19 protein-coding genes are annotated in these 18,442 nt (G+C 59.0%); 6 read left to right on the forward strand and 13 right to left on the reverse strand.

Annotated features, from left to right (window positions below):
- Nucleotides 1–7: 7 nt before the first annotated feature.
- Nucleotides 8–931, reverse strand: coding sequence for a SphA family protein (locus ACSOSP_RS24140; RefSeq protein WP_455313657.1), 924 nt, complete (start codon nucleotides 929–931; stop codon nucleotides 8–10).
- Nucleotides 932–1,205: 274 nt separating this feature from the next.
- Complete coding sequence (locus tag ACSOSP_RS24145) at nucleotides 1,206–2,186, reverse strand: GlxA family transcriptional regulator (RefSeq protein ID WP_455313424.1); 981 nt, start codon at nucleotides 2,184–2,186, stop codon at nucleotides 1,206–1,208.
- 113 nt (nucleotides 2,187–2,299) lie between these two features.
- On the opposite strand from ACSOSP_RS24145, the gene ACSOSP_RS24150 reads away from it, so the two are divergent.
- Entirely contained in the window at nucleotides 2,300–2,848 is a 549-nt protein-coding gene (locus ACSOSP_RS24150; RefSeq protein ID WP_455313425.1) for a cysteine hydrolase family protein, read from the forward strand.
- Here the strand turns inward: ACSOSP_RS24150 and ACSOSP_RS24155 are convergent.
- Entirely contained in the window at nucleotides 2,845–3,741 is an 897-nt protein-coding gene (locus tag ACSOSP_RS24155) for an alpha/beta fold hydrolase (RefSeq protein ID WP_455313426.1), read from the reverse strand. The genes ACSOSP_RS24150 and ACSOSP_RS24155 overlap by 4 nt on opposite strands.
- Nucleotides 3,742–4,039: 298 nt before the next feature.
- On the opposite strand from ACSOSP_RS24155, the gene ACSOSP_RS24160 reads away from it, so the two are divergent.
- Nucleotides 4,040–4,804 carry an IclR family transcriptional regulator gene (locus tag ACSOSP_RS24160; protein ID WP_455313427.1) on the forward strand — a complete coding sequence of 255 codons (765 nt, stop codon included), beginning with the start codon at nucleotides 4,040–4,042 and terminating at the stop codon, nucleotides 4,802–4,804.
- Here ACSOSP_RS24160 and ACSOSP_RS24165 read toward each other — a convergent pair.
- From ACSOSP_RS24165 to ACSOSP_RS24205, 9 genes are all read right to left on the reverse strand, one after another.
- On the reverse strand, nucleotides 4,792–5,616 hold the full coding sequence (locus tag ACSOSP_RS24165) for a citryl-CoA lyase (protein ID WP_455313428.1): 825 nt from the start codon (nucleotides 5,614–5,616) through the stop codon (nucleotides 4,792–4,794). The two genes, ACSOSP_RS24160 and ACSOSP_RS24165, sit on opposite strands and share 13 nt — an antisense overlap.
- A 2-nt stretch (nucleotides 5,617–5,618) precedes the next feature.
- Nucleotides 5,619–6,818, reverse strand: coding sequence for a CaiB/BaiF CoA transferase family protein (locus ACSOSP_RS24170; protein WP_455313429.1), 1,200 nt, complete (start codon nucleotides 6,816–6,818; stop codon nucleotides 5,619–5,621).
- Between the two features lie 15 nt (nucleotides 6,819–6,833).
- Nucleotides 6,834–8,267 (reverse strand): MFS transporter, encoded by a 1,434-nt coding sequence (locus ACSOSP_RS24175; protein ID WP_455313430.1) that lies wholly within the window; start codon nucleotides 8,265–8,267, stop codon nucleotides 6,834–6,836.
- A 183-nt stretch (nucleotides 8,268–8,450) separates the two neighbouring features.
- Nucleotides 8,451–8,807, reverse strand: a complete 357-nt coding sequence (locus ACSOSP_RS24180; RefSeq protein WP_455313431.1) for a c-type cytochrome — start codon at nucleotides 8,805–8,807, stop codon at nucleotides 8,451–8,453.
- Between the two features lie 3 nt (nucleotides 8,808–8,810).
- Entirely contained in the window at nucleotides 8,811–9,134 is a 324-nt protein-coding gene (locus ACSOSP_RS24185; protein WP_031360302.1) for a ribbon-helix-helix domain-containing protein, read from the reverse strand.
- Nucleotides 9,135–9,200: 66 nt separating this feature from the next.
- A complete protein-coding gene (locus ACSOSP_RS24190) occupies nucleotides 9,201–10,769 on the reverse strand; it encodes a GMC family oxidoreductase (RefSeq protein WP_455313432.1) in 1,569 nt (522 codons plus the stop codon).
- 45 nt (nucleotides 10,770–10,814) lie between these two features.
- Nucleotides 10,815–11,432, reverse strand: a complete 618-nt coding sequence (locus ACSOSP_RS24195; RefSeq protein WP_455313433.1) for a twin-arginine translocation signal domain-containing protein — start codon at nucleotides 11,430–11,432, stop codon at nucleotides 10,815–10,817.
- Between the two features lie 40 nt (nucleotides 11,433–11,472).
- Nucleotides 11,473–11,868 carry a VOC family protein gene (locus tag ACSOSP_RS24200; RefSeq protein ID WP_455313434.1) on the reverse strand — a complete coding sequence of 132 codons (396 nt, stop codon included), beginning with the start codon at nucleotides 11,866–11,868 and terminating at the stop codon, nucleotides 11,473–11,475.
- 596 nt (nucleotides 11,869–12,464) lie between these two features.
- Nucleotides 12,465–12,758, reverse strand: coding sequence for a hypothetical protein (locus tag ACSOSP_RS24205; protein ID WP_455313435.1), 294 nt, complete (start codon nucleotides 12,756–12,758; stop codon nucleotides 12,465–12,467).
- 67 nt (nucleotides 12,759–12,825) lie between these two features.
- On the opposite strand from ACSOSP_RS24205, the gene ACSOSP_RS24210 reads away from it, so the two are divergent.
- Nucleotides 12,826–13,326, forward strand: a complete 501-nt coding sequence (locus ACSOSP_RS24210; protein WP_455313436.1) for a hypothetical protein — start codon at nucleotides 12,826–12,828, stop codon at nucleotides 13,324–13,326.
- Between the two features lie 1,093 nt (nucleotides 13,327–14,419).
- The gene (locus tag ACSOSP_RS24215) at nucleotides 14,420–15,790 is read left to right on the forward strand and encodes a hypothetical protein (protein WP_455313437.1); all 1,371 of its coding nucleotides are present in this window, start codon (nucleotides 14,420–14,422) and stop codon (nucleotides 15,788–15,790) included.
- 153 nt (nucleotides 15,791–15,943) lie between these two features.
- Here ACSOSP_RS24215 and ACSOSP_RS24220 read toward each other — a convergent pair whose 3' ends face one another.
- Nucleotides 15,944–16,768, reverse strand: coding sequence for an SH3 domain-containing protein (locus ACSOSP_RS24220; protein ID WP_455313438.1), 825 nt, complete (start codon nucleotides 16,766–16,768; stop codon nucleotides 15,944–15,946).
- 303 nt (nucleotides 16,769–17,071) lie between these two features.
- Here ACSOSP_RS24220 and ACSOSP_RS24225 point away from each other — a divergent pair, with 303 nt between their 5' ends.
- A complete protein-coding gene (locus ACSOSP_RS24225) occupies nucleotides 17,072–17,548 on the forward strand; it encodes a GNAT family N-acetyltransferase (protein ID WP_455313439.1) in 477 nt (158 codons plus the stop codon).
- Nucleotides 17,549–17,643: 95 nt separating this feature from the next.
- Entirely contained in the window at nucleotides 17,644–18,189 is a 546-nt protein-coding gene (locus tag ACSOSP_RS24230; RefSeq protein WP_455313440.1) for an N-acetyltransferase family protein, read from the forward strand.
- The last annotated feature ends 253 nt before the right edge of the window (nucleotides 18,190–18,442 follow it).

An 18,442-nucleotide genomic window follows, 5' to 3' on the forward strand; every position in this document is an offset into this window, starting at 1 on the left:
GTGGACCTTAAAACGCAATGGCTGCGTTGACCATGAACGTGCGCGTGCTCGACAGCCGGTTCTGGCTGCTGACGGTCGGCACCCAACGCGCGCTGAGCGAGAGCGGTGTCTTGCCATTCAATTTGGTGTCGTACGTCACGATCGGGCCTATGGCCAGATCGTGGCCTCTGAATCCGTTTAGCTTATCGGCGGTCGGACCCGTGTCGTTCCCCAATTGCTGCACAGTGCCGATAATCAAACCGGCACTAATGCCGTGCGGCAGGTGCTTGAGCGCCATGACGTCGAAGGTCAGCAAGGGCGCATTCTGATAATCAGTCGCCGTATTCCTGGTGTAGAACTGCACACCCAGCACGGCGTCGATCTCGAAGCCCCATTCCGGAAAAATCCGCGTGTATGCAACTTGCGGAATGAAGGTCCAGTTGTTCAGGCTGGGGTTGGCGAGCGCGTTCGGATCGTATTGACCCGTCGGCGCCCAGATATTGAAGCTGAACGCGACATGATCGACCTTGGTGATGTGGTACCCGGCGATGATAGGCGTGAAGTAGAGATCAAACAGATTCGAGGCTCTGTCGGATGTGCTCGCTTGCCGTGCGCCTACGCCGAGGGACGCGTTAACCTTGGTCCAGACGTACGGCAGCGTGATGCTGGAGGCAAAATTCCACGCGCCCGTGTGGGTATCCCATACCTTCATCAGCGTCGCGAGGGTAAACGCCACTTCGCCGTCAATACCCAATGACGTTTTACCTGCGATGGGGACTTCTCTGCTCGCTCCGATCGAACCGTCGAGATAGATCTCGCTAAGACTGACAGCGGTGAAGGGCTCGGGTGAAACGACGCCGGCGTCAGGCAAAACGCCGGTTCCGGCAACTGGCCGACCCAATCCCCCCTCAGTGGCGCTGGATTCCCCGCAAACCAGCAAACTCGCCACCATCAGGATGACGGGACAAACCCATTGAACGCCAGCCGCATGTTTGATCCGGGCAAAGCGGAACATAGCTCACTCGCTTCGTGAAAAGGCTTCGGTCGGTAATGCAGTCCCTTCCTCTCAGCTTCCGACCGATAATCGTTTTCAACTGTCGCGTCAACAAAGAGATGAAATGTTTCGCTCTGTGCATCCGCGATCGATTCGACCACTCTGTTACGCGAAATTGTGAGCGTGCAACACCATAAGACCCGTCAGCGATCTGCTGCGCCAAGAAGAATAGCTAGACACCTTCGCTTTGCGTTCGAAAGCGTTTTCTGTAATCGCCTGGAGATAGTCCGGTGAGCCGTATGAAGATCTTTCGAAATGATCCGGCATCCTCATAACCGACCTTCCATGCAACCTGGTCAAATGATTGCTGGCTCGTCTCGAGCATGTCACGTGCTTTACCCACCCGAAGATGCTGGCAATACTCTGTCGGGCGAAGACCGGTCGCCTTCTGAAATCGACGAAGAAATGTCCTTTCCTCTAAACCGGCTCGTTGAGCCATCGAGGCAATTGTGGGGTGGTCGGCGTCATCCTTCTGCAACCAGTGCTGCACGTCGAGAATCGATTTGTCGCCGTGATTAAGCTTCGGGGAGAAGGCGCTGTAGTAACGTTGCTCTCGTCCCGGGGGATCGACCAAAAGAAAACGGGCGGTCTCCACCATCGCAGCAGAACCGAGCAGGCGGTCGACTATCCTGAGCCCTAAATCGGGCCACGCCATTAAGCCCCCAGCGGTAAGGATGTCGCCATCGTCGATCAGGAGTTTGTCTGCATCGACGTGGATGTCCGGGAAACGCTCAGCAAGGAGTGGCGCCTGCGACCAATGCGTTGTCGCTGAGCGCTTCGCGAGCAGTCCGGTCTGAGCGAGGAGAAAGGTCCCGACACAAACCGAAGCCAGCACCGCGCCTCTCGCATGGCAGTCTTCCAGCCATTGCACGATTGGGACGAAAGCATCGCCGCTAGGCAGTCCATTGAGCGAGGGCGGGATAATCACGAAATCAGGCGCGCTTTCTGTCCACGGCGGGGAAGAGCTGCCAGCGTCGAACTGAATGTGGCTTACCTTGAGCATGGGTTGCCCGGCACTTTTCGACCCTTGCTTTGACCGCTGAAACAAGCGCTCGGCAATGTGGAACAGGTCTGTCAGACCATGCACGGCAGCAAGCTGGCTGCCCGGGTAAATCAGCAACGCGATCTCCACAGGCGCAAGTTTCTTTGTCATTGTCAGTTTTACCTCGTTTTTTGTCAGTCCTGCCAATTCGCCGAACGATCGCGAAAGCTTACTCTTGAGTCTCACAGAACGATCTGATTTTTCGTCAATACCAGGAGATGAATATGACCAAGCGTGCACTTATCATCGTAGACCTGCAGAACGATTATTTCCCAGGCGGCAAATGGACATTGACGGGCATCGAAGCCGCTGCCGCCAATGCGGCGCGCCTTCTTCAATCAGCACGTGCTGCCGGGCATCTCGTCGTGCACGTTCGCCATGAGTCACCGAAGAGCGACGCGGCGTTTTTCGTTGCAGGCTCCGAAGGTGCCGCGATCGCTGCGCCAGTGATCAATAACGAAGGGGAACACGTCGTCTTGAAGCATCAAATCAATGCCTTTCGTGACACCGACCTCAAGAAAATTCTGGATACCAACGGCATCGAAGAAGTGGTTATCGCCGGAGCAATGAGCCACATGTGCGTGGACGCGATTACGCGGGCATCGGTCGACTTCGGTTACAAGGCGACGGTCATCCATGATGCCGTTGCGACGCTCGATATGGAGTTCAACGGCGTCAAGGTTCCGGCCGCCCACGTGCATGCAGCCTTCATGGCAGCGCTTGACTTCGCCTATGCAACCATGCTCTCCACGGAGCAATACATCAGCGCTTAGTCGCCGCGCAGATGCGCGATCACGAGTTCCGCCACCGCGTCGGGTGCTTCGCGAGGCGGAAAGTGCCCCACACCCTCCAACACCACCCGCCGATACCCGCCCGTGAAATGCCCGTCCATCCCTTCCGATGAGGCCGGTTCGTCGCAGAAATCGGCGCCGCCCTGGATCATCAGCGTGGGTGTCGAAAGCTGGTCGATGCTCGCCAGTTTCTCTCGCAGCGATGCATACGCCGGATCGGAAGCTTCGCCCTGACGCCAGCGCCGCCGGTAACCGTTGAGCGTGATGGGCACCCAGTCGGGGTTATCGAAGGCCGCGGCGGTGCGAGCGAATTCTTCGTCGTCGAACCAGCCGGGAGGGGACCATGTGTCCCATTGCAAGCGCGCGAAACCCTTGGGATCGGCCGCGACCGCTGCAGGCGCGGCATCGAGCGCCATGAACCATTGATACCAAAACTTCCGCGCTTGCGAGAAGTGGGGCAATTCGAACGCGCCGTTCGGCTGGAACGCCAGTGCGAGGCCGACGATACGTCCAATGCGCCCGGGGAACAACGCCGCCAGCGTGTAAGCCGCGCGTGCGCCCCAGTCGTGGCCAACGACATCGAAACGATCGACTCCCAGGACATCGGCGAGATCGATCGCATCTTGCGCGAGCGCAACGCCGGAACCGTCGCGCACCGTGTCGGCCGATAGAAAACGCGTGTCGCCGGTGCCGCGCAAGTCGGGAACTATCACTCGAAAACCTGCTGCGGCGATGCGTTCCGCCACCGGCGCCCAGGCTTGCGCGGCATCGGGCCAGCCGTGGATTAGCATGACCGGCGGCCCGTCGGCCGGTCCGGACTCGGTATAGGCAATAGCAAGTGCTGGCGTATGTGCCACGAGCTTCCGATTGTCCATGCGCGTTCTCCACGAGATTGGTGAATGACGTTCGACATATAAATGCTGCCACGTATTTCAGCGCTCCGCACGCCACGCTGATTCAAAAAAGCAACTAACAATCTGCCCCGCCGCGCACCCGCGAATTTGTCACTTGCCTTCCCTTGATCGCTGTACTGTCGAGATTCTTCGAAGCCGGTTCCGCAGACAAGGGGGCCTCCCGCCTCTTATATGAACGGTATGAGACGCGTCCGGCATCGCGTAAAATTCCCCTTCGATACAAACACACGACAAGACGCTTCACTCACGTCACTTAACCATGCAAACGCCCGAGATCAAAGCCGGCCCGAAAGAGAGCGAAGGCGTTGCCGTCATCGACCGTGCTTGCGCGATCCTGTTCGCGTTCAGGCCCGACGATGGGTCGCTTACACTCGCCGAGCTTGCAGCGCGCACCGGGCTCTACAAAAGCACGCTGCTTCGCTTAGCAGGCGCGCTGATCCAGCACCGCTTGCTGCTGCGTCTCGACGATGGCCGCTACCAGCTCGGCGCGGCCACGTTCATGCTCGGCGCGTTGTATCAACGCAGTTTGAATCTCGGCGATATCCTTGTCCCGCTGATGCGAGAGCTCGCCGAAATCAGCGGCGAAAGCGTGTCGTTCTATGTGCGTGACGAAGCAGTGCGCGTGTGTTTGCATCGTGTGGATTCGACGCATGCGGTGCGTTATCACGTGCGCGAAGGCGATGTGCTGCCGCTGGAAAGCGGTTCGGGAGGTTTGGCGTTGCTTGCGTTCGGCGGCGCTGAAGGCGAAGTGTTCCAGCGCATTCGTGACGACTTTTACTGCGTCTCCATGGGCGAACGTGATCGCGAGACAGCGGGCGTTTCGATGCCCGTCTTCGGCGTGCGCCAGACCTTGCGCGGCGTGTTGACGCTCGCGGGACCGAGCTCACGGATCGATCAGGCGTTCGTTGCGCGCAACCTTGGCGCGCTGTTTGACTGCGCCGCGCGTGCAACCGACGCACTCGGCGGCGACGCGCGCGCGTTGCGCAACGCGCAACGCCACACTGCTGAAGTTCAGGGTAAATGACGCTCGGGCTCGCCGGTATATTTGTAGGCCATCTGACGCGGCATCGGACCTTTGTTGCGCTCGTTGCGCCCGCGCTGTTCCCACGCGTGCGACAGGATTCCGACCGCACGCGATAAGCAAAACACCCCGCGCGCCAACTCCGGCGCGAAGCCGAGTTCCGCGTAGATCACAGCCGTTGCGCCGTCGATATTCATCGGCACGGGCTTGTTTTTCCGCTGTTTCAGCAACGCTTCAATACCGCGCGCAACCGCCGCGTATCGTCCGCTGATCGCGCCTTGTTCGACGCTGGCATCGACTAACGCGAGCAGCTTGACCGCACGCGGATCGATGGGATGAAAGCGATGCCCGAAGCCCGGCAGATATTTACCCCTCGTTTCGATGAACGCATCCACGCCTTGCGCCACGGCATCGCTCAACGTGGCGCCCGCGTCTTCGAGCGCGACGATCGAATCGTATAGCTCGACCGCTTGCTGGCCCGCGCCGCCGTGGACATCGTCGAGCGCATTGATCGCCGACGCCATCGCGCCATTGAGCGGCAAGCCGCAACTCGTCGCCATGCGCGAGATGGCGATGGACGGCGCGTGCGGACCATGATCCACCGACGCCACGAGCGCCGCTTCAAACAAAGCCGCCTGCGCTTTATCCGGCAGTTCGCCACGCAGCATCAGCCAGATCATCTGCGGGAAGCTGACCGCGCCGATCAGCTCCTGAATCGGATAGCCGCGGACATTGATCGATCCCGGATGGATATCGATGATCGACGTGCTCCAGTAATCCGCAGCGAGCGTGGCGGCGTCAAAAGTTTGCGTCATGGTCAGATCACTCCTTCGGCGCGCAGTGCGTCGATCTGTGTGTCGTCGAAACCGAGCGTTGAAAGATGCTCGCGCGTGTTGGCGGACAAGGTTGGCGCAGGCGCGGAGGGTGCGGTGTCGGCATCGGAGAAACGGAAGCCTGCGCGGGTAACGCGTTGCCGCGTCGTGGCGTCGTCGCTGTTGAACTCGTGCACGAATTCACGCGATACCAGATGAGGATGCGCGAGGATTTCCGGCACCGACATCACGCGTCCAGCCGGCACGCCGGCCTCGGTGAATTTCGCATCCCAGTTCATCGCGCTGTCCGTCGCCAAGGCTGCTTCAATCTCCACCTTCAACGCGGCGCGATTCACCTTGCGTGTGTTGCGCTCGGAAAAGCGTGGGTCATCGGGCAGATCGGGCCGCCCGATCAAGCGGCACAAACTCACGAACTGCTTCGTTTCATTCGCCGCGATGTTCAGCAAACCATCGCCCGTTTTAAACGTGCCTGAGGGCGCGGCGGTGAAGTTCTCGTTGCCCATCGGCGCAGGCGTGACGCCGGCGTTCAGGTAGTTCGACACGACCCAGCCCATGGTCGAGAGCGTGGCTTCGAGCATCGATACATCGAGCATACGGCCTCGACCGTTCGCGCGGGCATCCACCAACGCGGCGCAAATGCCGAACGCCGCGGTCAGGCCGCCGACCGTGTCCGAGACCGGATATCCCACGCGTAGAGGCGCGCTGTCGGCATCGCCTGTCACGCTCATCACGCCGGAAATGCCCTGGATGATCTGGTCGTACGCCGGCCGCTTGGAAAATTCGCCATCCTTACCAAATCCAGAGATAGCACAATAGACGAGCTTTGGATTGATCTCGCTTAAAGCCTCGTAACCCAGATCCAGGCGCGTCATCACGCCGGGGCGGAAGTTCTCCACGAGCACGTCCGCTGTCTTCACGAGCGAACGCAATATCTCCTTGCCGCGCGCATCTTTCAGGTTCAGCGTGATCGACTGTTTGCCCGCATTGACGGCGACGAACGACGTACCCATGTCGCGCGCCGACGCGTCTTTATCGGCGCCCAGGCGCCTCGCCAGATCGCCGCCTTCCGGATGTTCGACCTTGATCACTTCAGCGCCGAGCAACGCTAGTTGATACGCGCAGAACGGCCCGGCCAATACATTCGATAAATCCAGCACCCGTACGCCAGTGAGCGGAAGCGTCATGTCAAAACCTCATGTTCATTGCGAAATCTCATCGAGATTGCGGTTGTTGGTACGCGGGCCAAAGATGCCGATCGCACCCATCACCATCACCATCGATACGCTGATCAAAGCGAACACGCCGGTCACTTCGAAGTGGCGCAGGGCGAATGCGATCATGAAGCCGGAAAACATCGCCGAAAGACGCGAGATGGAATAGACGAAGCCGACTGCCCGGGCACGCAGACGCGTGGGGAATAGCTCGGTTTGATACGCGTGATACCCGACGGAAAGCAACGTGCCGCAAAGCGTGATCAGCACGCCGAGGATCATCAGCATGACCGGCGATGTCTGGGTGGCGAACAAGCTGCCGAACACCACGATGCCAAACGCCGACAACACAATCAGCGTCTTCCGTTCGATCCGATCCGCAATCGCCATGCCGATCAACGGTCCAAACGGATTCGAGATCGCGATGACAAACGAGTACAGCAAGCTGTGCGTGATCGTGACTCCCTTGGAGACGAGCAGCGTCGGCACCCAGGACGCGAAGCCATAGAACCCGATCGCCTGGAAGAAATTGAAGACGAGCATGGTGATCGCGCGCTTGCGATACGGCGGCTGCCAGATTTCGCGGAAAGCGGCTTTCGTTGTCGCCGGTTCGACGGTTGCGACTGGCGTCGGCAAAGCGCGTCCGTACTGCGCGGCGACCTTCGCCTCAATCGCTCGAAGTACAGTCTCCGCTTCCGCCGCGCGGCCCTGTTGCGCGAGCCAACGGGGACTTTCAGGCACGCGCCGGCGGATCGCCCAGACCACGATCGCGCCCAGTGCGCCGATGATCACCACCCAGCGCCACCCATCCAGACCGAAGGGCTTTTGCGGCACGAGCCACCACGCGAGAAACGCGACCGAGGGCACCGCCGAATATTGAACCAGGTGCACGAACGCAAACGCGCGGCCGCGCAGATGTTTGGGGACGAGCTCGCTCACGTAGGTATCGATAGTAACCAGCTCCACGCCTACGCCAATGCCTGCAATCAGCCGCCACAGGTTGATTGCGGGCGCGGTGGTCTGCAGCGCCATGATCAGTGTTGCCGCCGAATACCAGAGCAGCGAGACGGTGAAGACGGTGCGACGGCCGTATTTATCGGCGAGGCCGGCAAGGAAGAACGTACCGATGAACAGGCCAGCAAACGACGCCGCCACGAATGCGCCGAGTCCCGAGACGCCGAAGAAGGACGCCGTTGTCGTGGAATAGAGGCCGCTCTTGACGAGGCCGGGGCCCACGTAGGCGGTGAAAAACAGGTCGTAAAACTCGAACCAGCCGCCGATGGACAGCAGGAACACCAGCATCCAGACGGAACGCGTCGCCGGCAACCGGTCGATGCGCGCATTGACGCCGAACGTTGTGTCGCCCACGCCGGTGCTTGAATTGGGCGACCCGTGTGTCGCATCGATTGGCACGCTTGCCATTGAACCCTCCTGTGGGCGTCTCGCGTTTTGACGTCGTTCTGTCTAATAGAACGACGTTCTGTTTAACGGTGACGCGAGATTAGTGCGTGAGGAGGTCGCGCGAAATCAGGGGTTTTACCTAGACAGGCGAGGAATATCGCGCGCTGCATGCAAAGGCAGCGCGCTCGAACCTGATGCAGCGGACTATTTGTCGGGCGCGCCGGCGAGAATCCACGCGATGACGGTATGCAAGTCAGCGTCGCTGATATTTGGGTTAGCCGGCATGGGGACTTCACCCCACACGAATGCCCCGCCATTGCGGACCTTGGCGAACAGCTTGTCGGGCGCCGTAGAGTCCCCGTGATACTTCTTCGCGATCTCTCGATACGCCGGCCCGACGACCTGCGAATCCACGGCATGACAGGAGAGACAGTTATTCTTCTGCACGATCGACAAGGCGGCCGCAGCGTCCGGGGCCGCCTGCGCCGGCAAACCAACTGCCGCGAGTAGTACCCCGCAAGACCATTTCGCCCATGCTCGTCCGGTCATCGGTTTTGTCATGTGTCAGCCCGCCACCTTGTCAGTCGTCGCCGCTGCCACGTGGCTGCGAAAATCCATCGATGCGTTCGCCCTCAGCCCTTGATATCGAAGACAGGTGACGCGCAGAAACGACGCAAAATTCGTCGTCTCGCCCAAATGCTGTGTGATCTCTTCATGCAACTTCGCGATGAGTTGGTTGGTCGTCATGTCGTTGTCGGCGGCGAGTTCGGACAGGGTCTGCCAGAACAGGTTTTCCAGCCGGATGGTTGTTGTCACGCCGCTGATGCGCACCGAGCGCGCGCGGCATTCATAGAGAATCGGATCGGTTTGCGCGTAGATCCTGCACATGGACAGCTCCTCACAATGAAGAAGGAACCGCCGGGCGGCGGCTCCTGCGGCTGCGTTTCTAAACCTCTAAATGCTACGCCGTTTCATCTGGTCCGCGATGTAATCCGATTGCCGGATCGCCAGCGTCACGATCGTCAGCGTCGGATTTTCGGCCGCGCTGGTCGTGAACTGACTGCCGTCTGAGATGAACAGGTTCGGCACATCGAAGGTCTGGCCGTGCTTGTTGCAGACGCCGTCACTCGCTTTCGCGCTCATCCGGCAAGTACCCAGATTGTGCGTGGACGGGTAGGGCGGCGTGCGCAACGTCTTCACGGCCCCGGCTGCCGCGTAGATGGCCTCGCCTTGCTTGAACGCATGATCGCGCATGGCGATGTCATTTGGATGATCGTCATAATGGACGTTCGCAACCGGCAACCCGACCTGATCCTTCACGTCGTGATTTAGCGTGACGCGGTTGGTCTCACGCGGCATGTCCTCGCCGACAATCCACATGCCGGCGGTATTTACGTAGTTATCCATATAGTAGGTAAAGTCCGATCCCCACGCGCCCGGATCCAGGAACGCGGCGGCGAACGGCAAGCCGAGCGAGATGGTCTCCATTTCATAGCCGCCCGCAAAACCGCGCTTCGGATTGAACTCGGCTTCGTCCGTGACGATGCCGGCCATCACCGTGCCGCGATAAAAATGCACGGGTTCCTTGAACACGCCGAACACCGAGCCGGTGGTATGCCGCATGTAATTGCGTCCGACCTGGCCCGAGCTGTTCGCGAGGCCGTCAGGATGCTTCGATGATTCCGAGAGCAATAACAGGCGCGGCGTTTCTATCGAGTTTCCCGCGACGCAGACCACGCGTGCGCGCTGACGCTGCTGTTTGCCGTCGGCATCCAGGTAGACCACGCCGCTGGCCTTGCCGGCCGGGTTCGTTTCGATGCGCATCACATGCGATTCCGGCCGCAACTCGAGCCTGCCTGTGGCTTCGCCTGCGGGAATCTCGGTATAGAGCGTCGACCATTTCGCACCTGACTTGCAGCCCTGGAAACAGAAACCGAGTTGCATGCAACGGCCACGTCCGGCGCGCGGCCGGCTGTTGATCGCCATGTGACCGGTGCTGCAATTCTTGTAGCCGACCTTCGTTGCTCCGTCGTAGAAGATCTTGAAGTTGTTGTTGCCCGGCAGACCCGGAACACCGTTTGTGCGCGTGACGCCCATCTTGTCTTCGGCGCGAGCGTAGTAAGGCTCAAGATCCGCAAGCGTGATCGGCCAGTCGAGCAGGTTCGCCTGATCGATGGAACCATAGGTCGTACGCGCCTTGAACTCGTGCTCATGAAACCGCAGCGATGCGCCCGCCCAGTGCGTGGTCGTGCCGCCCACGGTCTTGCAGATCCACGCGGGCAGTTCCGGGAAGTCCTTGGCCACGCGCCAGTTGCCTGACGTCGTGCGTTTATCGGTCCAGGCGAGTTGCCCGAACGACTTCCATTCGTCGTTGATGAAAGTGGCCGACGACTGGCGCTTGCCCGCCTCAAGCACCACCACTTTCACGCCTTTCTGACATAACTCGTTTGCGAGCGTCCCGCCACCCGCGCCCGAACCGACGATCACGACAACGGAGTCGTCGTTGTAGTCGAACTTAGCCATGCTTGCCTCCTCGGCAGTATCAGATGTGCGCCACTATCCCGACTATTACGCGACCGGCGGACTTGCGTCGGCGGGCGGGTTGGGTAGCCAGGTCAGGTCGTTGAAGCCGCGATACACGTAGCCGCCCTTGCTGAACGCTTCACCTTCGTAGCCGAAATGGGCAAACGCCATCTCGTTGTTATAGAGCGAGGTGACGCACTGGCCGCGTACGAGCAGGACGAACGGATCGGTCTGGTTGGCTTCCACAATAGCGGTTCGCTGAGCGTCCGAGAGGCTTGCGGTGTCGTTCCATTTACCGGACGCGGCATCGTTCAGTTTCGCCACGCCGGTCTTGATGACATCGATGGTCTTCGGGTCGGTGGCCTTTGCATCCACGTCCTTGGCCACGAGCGCGTAGACCGCATCCGGCAGCGACTTGTGCGGGTAGAGCGTACGCGCGAGCACCATGATGGCGTCGGCCTGGTTCTGATCGATATGGCTAAGTTCCACCGCCCAGGCGCGGCTTGGCGCAAGCAGGGCGATCGGCGTGCCGGCCACGAGCAAACCGGTCAGCACGACGGAACCTTGAAGGAAGTGCCTGCGGCTCACGCGCGCAGACGATATAACGGGCGTCGCATTGCCGGTCTCGGCGGCGACTATGGCAATGGGGATTGCCTTGGGCATGATTGTCTCCTTTTATATTGTGTACGGCGCCAACGTCAGTTCATACGTAGTGACCCTCCCTGGATAGCACTTCGATCTTGTAGCCGTCGGGATCGGTGATGAAGAAAAAGCGTGCGGCGATGGCGCCGTTGTGGCTCAGCGATTTCAGGTCGCCCGGTTGCATACCCTGGCTTAGCAGACGGTCGCGGAACGCTTCGATGTCGTCGACAGCGAATGCGACGTGGCCATAGCCCGTGCCGTGCGTGTAGGGCGTGGTCGTGCCTTTGTTCAACGTGAGTTCTATCTCGGCGCCGCTTTCTGGATCGCGGAGATAAACGAGCGTGAAGGTATCGAAGTCGAGGCGATGAGACTCGCGCATGCCGAACGCGTCTCGGTAGAACGCGATGGATGGATCCAGCGAGTCAACGCGAATCATGAGGTGAAGGAATTTGGACATACCGGAACTCGTGTCATAGCGTCGCTTCAGTATGCAGCGTTGATAGAAAAGAAGGTAATAGCGGGTTATTACGACGGGGGAGTTTCGTCGGGTTAAACACCTAGGGCGGGGGTTTTTCGCTCGCGCTCGGGGATGGGGTTGACGGTGGGTGTTTATGGGGTGTGGTCGGGGTTAGTGCTGGGTTGCTAGGTTCTTGCGTTAGCGGTCGGGGTCTATGCCGGGTTGCTGCTGCTTAGCTTGGCGGTCTGCTTGAGTTGGCTGATTTCTTTATCACTGTTAGCCACTGCGCGTGGCGGCGCGTCATTTCTTTGTCCAAAGCGACAAAGAAACGAAGCAAAGAAAGCGCTTTCAAAACGAGGGCTCGTAAGTTGACCCAGCGTGCAGTTTCCACGTTTTTGGCACCCCAAAAGCACGGTGCTCGCAAGAGCCACGGATGTGTGAAACCCTCCTTCTCCGAACACCGATACCCACACGCTTCGCCACCAGTGACTGAACCCGCCCAAGGTTAATCCCGCGCTATCCGCGTAACACCAGCCTTCATGAGCATGTGCAAGCGCTATGCCTCTTTTGGTTTGCCCCGGACGCTCGCTTTGTAGTTACGCGTTTCTTGGTTTTACGCCGGACGTCGACCAAGTCTCATGCGATACGCCTGCCACCGCAAACACCATTGATCCCCACGCAAGCAGTGGCATGACTTCCTTCAATAGCAACGACGAGAGCACTTCAGCCACCGGTGGAATGAAGAGGAACAAGGATGCGATCTTCAATGCCCGCCCCGCGCGAGCCAACGCAAGCAGCGACGTGATCGCAATCAGCGAGTTGCCAATCACGAGATAACCCAGTGCAGCGATAAACGTCCCGGTCCATTGCGCATGAAGGTCTTCCAGCAACAACAATCTCTACCGGTGCACGGTCCCGCATCACGGCTACAGCATTCTCGGGAGGTGGGCGGAACGGATGAAGCACGGCGTGGCCGTGTACACCGGCAACGCGGACGGCATTTTCAGAAAACGGGATTCGCTGATGAACGGATTGCCGAGTGCTCACGGCTCGATTCATTGGCTGCAATGTGCATACACGTGTCGAGATGACGTGTGGTCGGCAGATGATCTGAGCGTAGAGGTCGATAACGAATTGCTGTCTGCTGTTGCCCTGGCGTCTGTAATGCCGTGCTGTGGCGTGCCTCAACATTCCGGTGTTCGGCGATCGGGACTGCATCGAGTCGCGCACAACCCGTCAGATGGCCAGGTTTGTGCGCTGCATTGCTACGGTGCGAAGACCGGTCATAGCCGAGATAGTGTCGGCAAAGCGATTCCGACTGTACGGAACGTCAGCGAGCAGCCCGGCCCGGCTGTGATTCGCTTCAATCCTCTTGATTGCGTCATCAGTCCGCATGACGGCATCGGTTATCGCCGGCAATTCACTCCACGCGCTCAAGTAAATCGACGGGATATTTAAACGCTGACTAAAACCAGAGTATCGATCCAGATATCATGGTAAACGCTGTTCGGGAAAACATTAATCTGGCAAATTAAGAAAATCGGTCAATTTGACTGCCGCAGAGTGCTTATCAGGTCCAGATTTGCCCCAAAAAGCGATTTATCGATTTTGATTCAAATTTGATAAATCAGAAGAATATGAAATGAGGAAATTTTGTATATTTGCCCCCAGATCTTGATATTTCGTGGCTTATTTCTAGTAATACAGAAAAAATTTCCTTCATAACAACACAAATAGGTAACTAATTCCATTTTTAACATAAAGTTACAAGATGTTGCCGAGTACTTGCGATTAAAAAACGTTTCTTTAATGTAACATCCTGCTCATGCGATGAGGCTATAAGTGTCGTCGCAACGGATTTTAAGCAGGTAAGTTGTACCTATCGATTTGTCTGGCAAGTCAAAGGACGAGCGCGCTGGTCAGCGCCCGGCGATCTTCCTTCGTCTTGGCAAATTATCACCGGCAGGTCAGTAGGGTCGCGTGATCGATGTGTTGCAGTGTTCGCGTTCTATGCCTCCGGCGCACGCGACGCCCTCCGTTGGACCCTTACTGTGCATAAATCCTCGTCCCACAGTCCGGTTGCGGCACCACGGACTGTTCGACAACCGGATGTGTGCAGGCCGTACCGAGCGTGTGACGCAAACCCCAGTGGTAAGGAAATTGAAATGAGATCCACGACTGAGAGATTTGTTAGTACCCCAAATTAAATAGATTCGAAAGCCGTATTGCAGCGGCTTTGACCAAGATCTATGGCTGAGGGATAGAAGGGGTCGTGTTGGTCCGACCGCTAAGTAGTCGATCTGAATGCTTTTTTATAAACATTTTCGTCGAGATCCCTCGGCGATGGAGAAACTTACGATGTTAGTACAACGAAAAATTGTCGGCGCGTCCATGCTTCGCTGTCGCGCAAACGATCAAGGTGCCGGCTGTATAGCGCTTCCGGGCGAGCAGGGGCTCGCTGCTTCACCACCGGCCCACAAAAACAATCAGAACGGATGACGGCCCCAGCCGTCCAGGTATTTCGTCTTTTACCCAATTCTAAGGATTCCAAATGAACGATCTTATTACACGCCGCAAGGTTCTCGGTTGTCTCATGGCTGGCGCCATTGCGCCTCTCGTCAGCGCATGTGGTGGTGGTAGCGGCAGTAGCACCGGCGCTGTCGACAATGCCGAAGTCAATGCTCAGAAGAGTTCGACGGGCAGTACGACTGCCTTCGCAGTCACATCACCCGCGCAGAATGCCACTGCATCGTCCACGTTCACCGTGAGCGGCACCGCGGGCACGCAATGGGTCAACGTCGCGATCTATAGCGGCAGTACTAAGCTCAGCTCTGATGTGACGCCTGCCAGTGGCAAGTGGAGCACGTCTGTCAACATGGGCACGCTCACGGGCGCCCAGACGCTGACAGTGATGGCCTTCAGTGTCGCGGCAGGCAAATCAGGCGGTACTTCCACGTCAACCTCTCTGAATCTGACGATCGGCGCGACGGCACCAGCGACTCCCGCTGCGGGCGTCTTGCCGTACTTCGGTATCAATGCCCATTACGTCCAGGGTGGCCTGTATCAATCAATTCCGCTTTCCCAGCAGGTTGCGCTGATGAAGGCAAACGGGATGAGCACGTGTCGTCAGGATTGCTATGATCAGCCGGGAATGACCGCGCTGGCTACCACGGTGATTCCCGGCATGAAGGGCATTACCGTGCTGCCGGTGATCGCCGCGACTCCGACGGGTTCCTCGGTCTCCAGCGCCTACACCCAGGGTTATCAACTGGGCGTTGCTGCGGCTAACACCTTTGCTGGCCTCGTGCCCGTGATCGAGATGGGCAATGAGATGGATATTGCCTGCGTGAACAACAACGTCGATGGCACTATTCCATCAAACTTCAATTCCAGCGCTCCGGTGTACGTCGCCTTCCAGGCTGGTCTTTGCAATGGTTTCCGAAGTGTCGACACCACTGGCAAGACCAAGGTGATGCTGGGTGGCATCGCTTATATCCATTGGGGTTTCCTCGAAATGATCGTGAAGAACATCCAACCGAATGGTTCGGCGATGTCCACGGCAGCGGCAAACTTCGACATGATCGCGTGGCACTACTACTACACGGGTGGCAACATGCTGTCGGTGAATGGGTTGAGCGGCAACTACAACATATTCACGTCCATTGCGCAGATCAGCACGAAGCCTCTGTATTTTTCGGAGTGCGGTATTGGCCAGCCGTCATCTTCGATTTCGACAAGTACCGGCGTTGCATACGTCAAGCAGGCAATGGCACAGATGGTGGCGCAGCCCCAAGTGGTCGGATTTAACTTCTACGAGTTGTACGACCACACGGATGGATACGGCCTCTATAACAATAGCGGTGTAGCCTACGGATGGCAGCCGACGCTGAGTTCGTTCATCGCAGCGAATCCCAACGCCTGATCATCTTTCCGCCTTCGGGCGGATTTTTTCGTTTGAGAGGACGGCAACACGGGTGACGTGGGCGCCGGCGACGAGAAACACGCGATGTTTCTGCGGTCGCCGGCGCGTTGCCGCATGGATTCGCTGATGCCAGGGGCCGGTGAATGGTTGAGGCTAACCGCCACGCGGTTGCTGGTTGTTCCCTCCGCCGTGGCCACCCTGGCTACCGCCACCGTGACCACCACCATTACCCCCTCCGCCGCCCTGACCGGGCGGTGGTCCCGATGGGCGTCCTCCGCCCGGTTGGCCCGGAGGGCGGCCACCGCCTTGACCCGGTTGTTGTCCGGGGGGACGCCCGCCCGCACCTTGACCCGGTTGTTGTCCGGGAGGACGCCCGCCCGCACCTTGACCCGGCTGTTGTCCGGGAGGACGCCCGCCCGCACCTTGACTCGGCTGCGATCCGGGGGGACGCCCGCCCGCACCTTGACCCGGCTGCGATCCGGGAGGGCGCACGCCGCCATGACCCGGCTGCGGTCCCGGTGGCGGACGTCCTCCATAACCGGGCGGACGGCCGGGACCCGGCCCGGGAGGCGGTCGATTGGCCCAGCGCGATTGCTGGTTATACCAAGGGCGGCCGCGGTAATAACTGCCCCAGTAAGAACCAATCGAAAACGTCACGATAGGAAAGCCGATCGTGGTTCCGTAAGTCAGGATCGGTACATTGCCCCCCTGATACGGATAGCTGAGGCGCCCCGCGTAGACCCAGCCGCGCAAGTTGGGCACCACGACATCGCACCATGTGTAGCCGCTGATGCAACCCATGACCGTCACGGGCACGCCGCCCGGCAACTGAGTCACGATCGGGTAGTCGCCTGCCGGCCCGGCGCGCATGTTGACCGGGCTGTTCGTGTACGCCTGCTGCTGCGCGAACGTTACACCGGGCAGTGCCAGCAATCCTGCAAATCCGGCACAACTCCATTCAAGCAATTGTTTTCGCATATGGCCTCTCGTCGTGGGAGTACAGCGTCCGGTGCTTATCGGTGACCGTCCCCGTGACGGCGTCGTTCACTCGCAAATCCCGGCAAGCGGACGTATTAAGCAAGTATGAAGTTCACTCTCCATGGAATCTATGCGGGTGAAACCTGCAGGAACAAAAGATTTGGATAAACTCGAATCGGCCTCCGATGATCCGCCGCGTGCGGGGTCCGCACAATAACAACCATCGCAGCAGGAAAGCAGCAGGAAAGCAGCAGGAAAGCAGCAGGAAAGCAGCACGAATCGCGCCGCCGACGCAGGAAGACGATGACACCTGGCATCACGATTACGCGCATTGCCGCAATGTCGCCCGGCGTGGAGGCGCTTGAAGGGTTGGCCGCGTCCGAAGGCTTCAACTTCATGACGCGGTTGATTGCCGAATGGCGAAGCGGCGCGAACCGGTTCGACAAGCCCGGGGAGTGTCTGCTCGGCGCGTTTGAAGGGGACCGAATGATCGGGATTGGCGGCCTCACGATCGACCCTTATCTTCCGGCGGCCGACGCCGGCAGATTGCGGCGCCTGTACGTAGCGCCTTCCGCGCGGCGGCGCGGGATTGGCGCGGCGCTGGTCGACGCGCTTCTCCAGCATGCATCAAGACGGTTCCGGCTCGTCCGTTTGACGACTGATACGCAAGCCGGCGGGGACTTTTATCTGCGATGCGGTTTTTCTCAAGTAGACGATGACTCAGCCACGCATGCGAAGCAGGTTACGTATGCGCTTGCCAAGACCCAACCCGGTAAGTAAAAAGCCCGCGGCCATGGCGGGCTTCAGCACCGATTGCGCAGCTACAAAGCCGTGCCGGTGTCATGGTCCCAACCAACATCAACGAGGAACTCTGCATGCTTGTTGGAATACGCGAGGCCACGGTCGAAGACGCGCAGGCTATCGCCACGATCCACGTCGACTCATGGCAGGCGGCGTATCGGGGAATCCTGCCCGAGAGCTATCTGGCGAGTCTGGCCGTGGCGCAGCGTAGCGAAGCATGGCGCAAGTCGCTGATCGCGGGAAGGCCGCGGGTGCTGGTCGCTCACGCCCATGTCCATGCCGAAACCGCCGACGCCGCGGAAACAATTCTCGGCTGGGTCGCATTCGGCGACTCCCGGGACGGGGACAAGGATCATCGCTGGGGCGAAGTGGAGACACTTTACATCGCGCCGGCTTTCTGGCGCAAAGGCATCGGCCACCGACTGATCGATGCTGCACGGCACGCGCTGCAGTCCGCCGGGTATACGAACGTCGCCCTGTGGGTCTTGCTGGACAATCGTCGCGCGCGTGCCTTTTACACGCGAAACGGCCTCGTCTGCGATAACTCCAGCAGAGGCGTTCAACTCGGCGGCAAGTGGTTGACCGAGATTCGATACTGTTGCGCTCTTAGCGGGACTTGAGCAACCGCTTCATTGCGAGGGAAGCGCCTCGGCAAGGATCTGGATGCCTGGGCACTTGAAATACCCGGCATCATTCCGATGACTTCGCGTGATGGACGCCGCGCTCGAATTCGCCCGATCGCTTCCGGGCAAGCAGATCGGGGGTCTATGCATTCGGCCATGACGGAAACGGACCACGTCCCATAGCAAAACAATTTGACGCAACAAAGCGTGAAGGGAAGTCATACAATCCTGTGCATGTATTACAAAAAAG

It is taken from the genome of Caballeronia sp. KNU42, assembly GCF_053760385.1.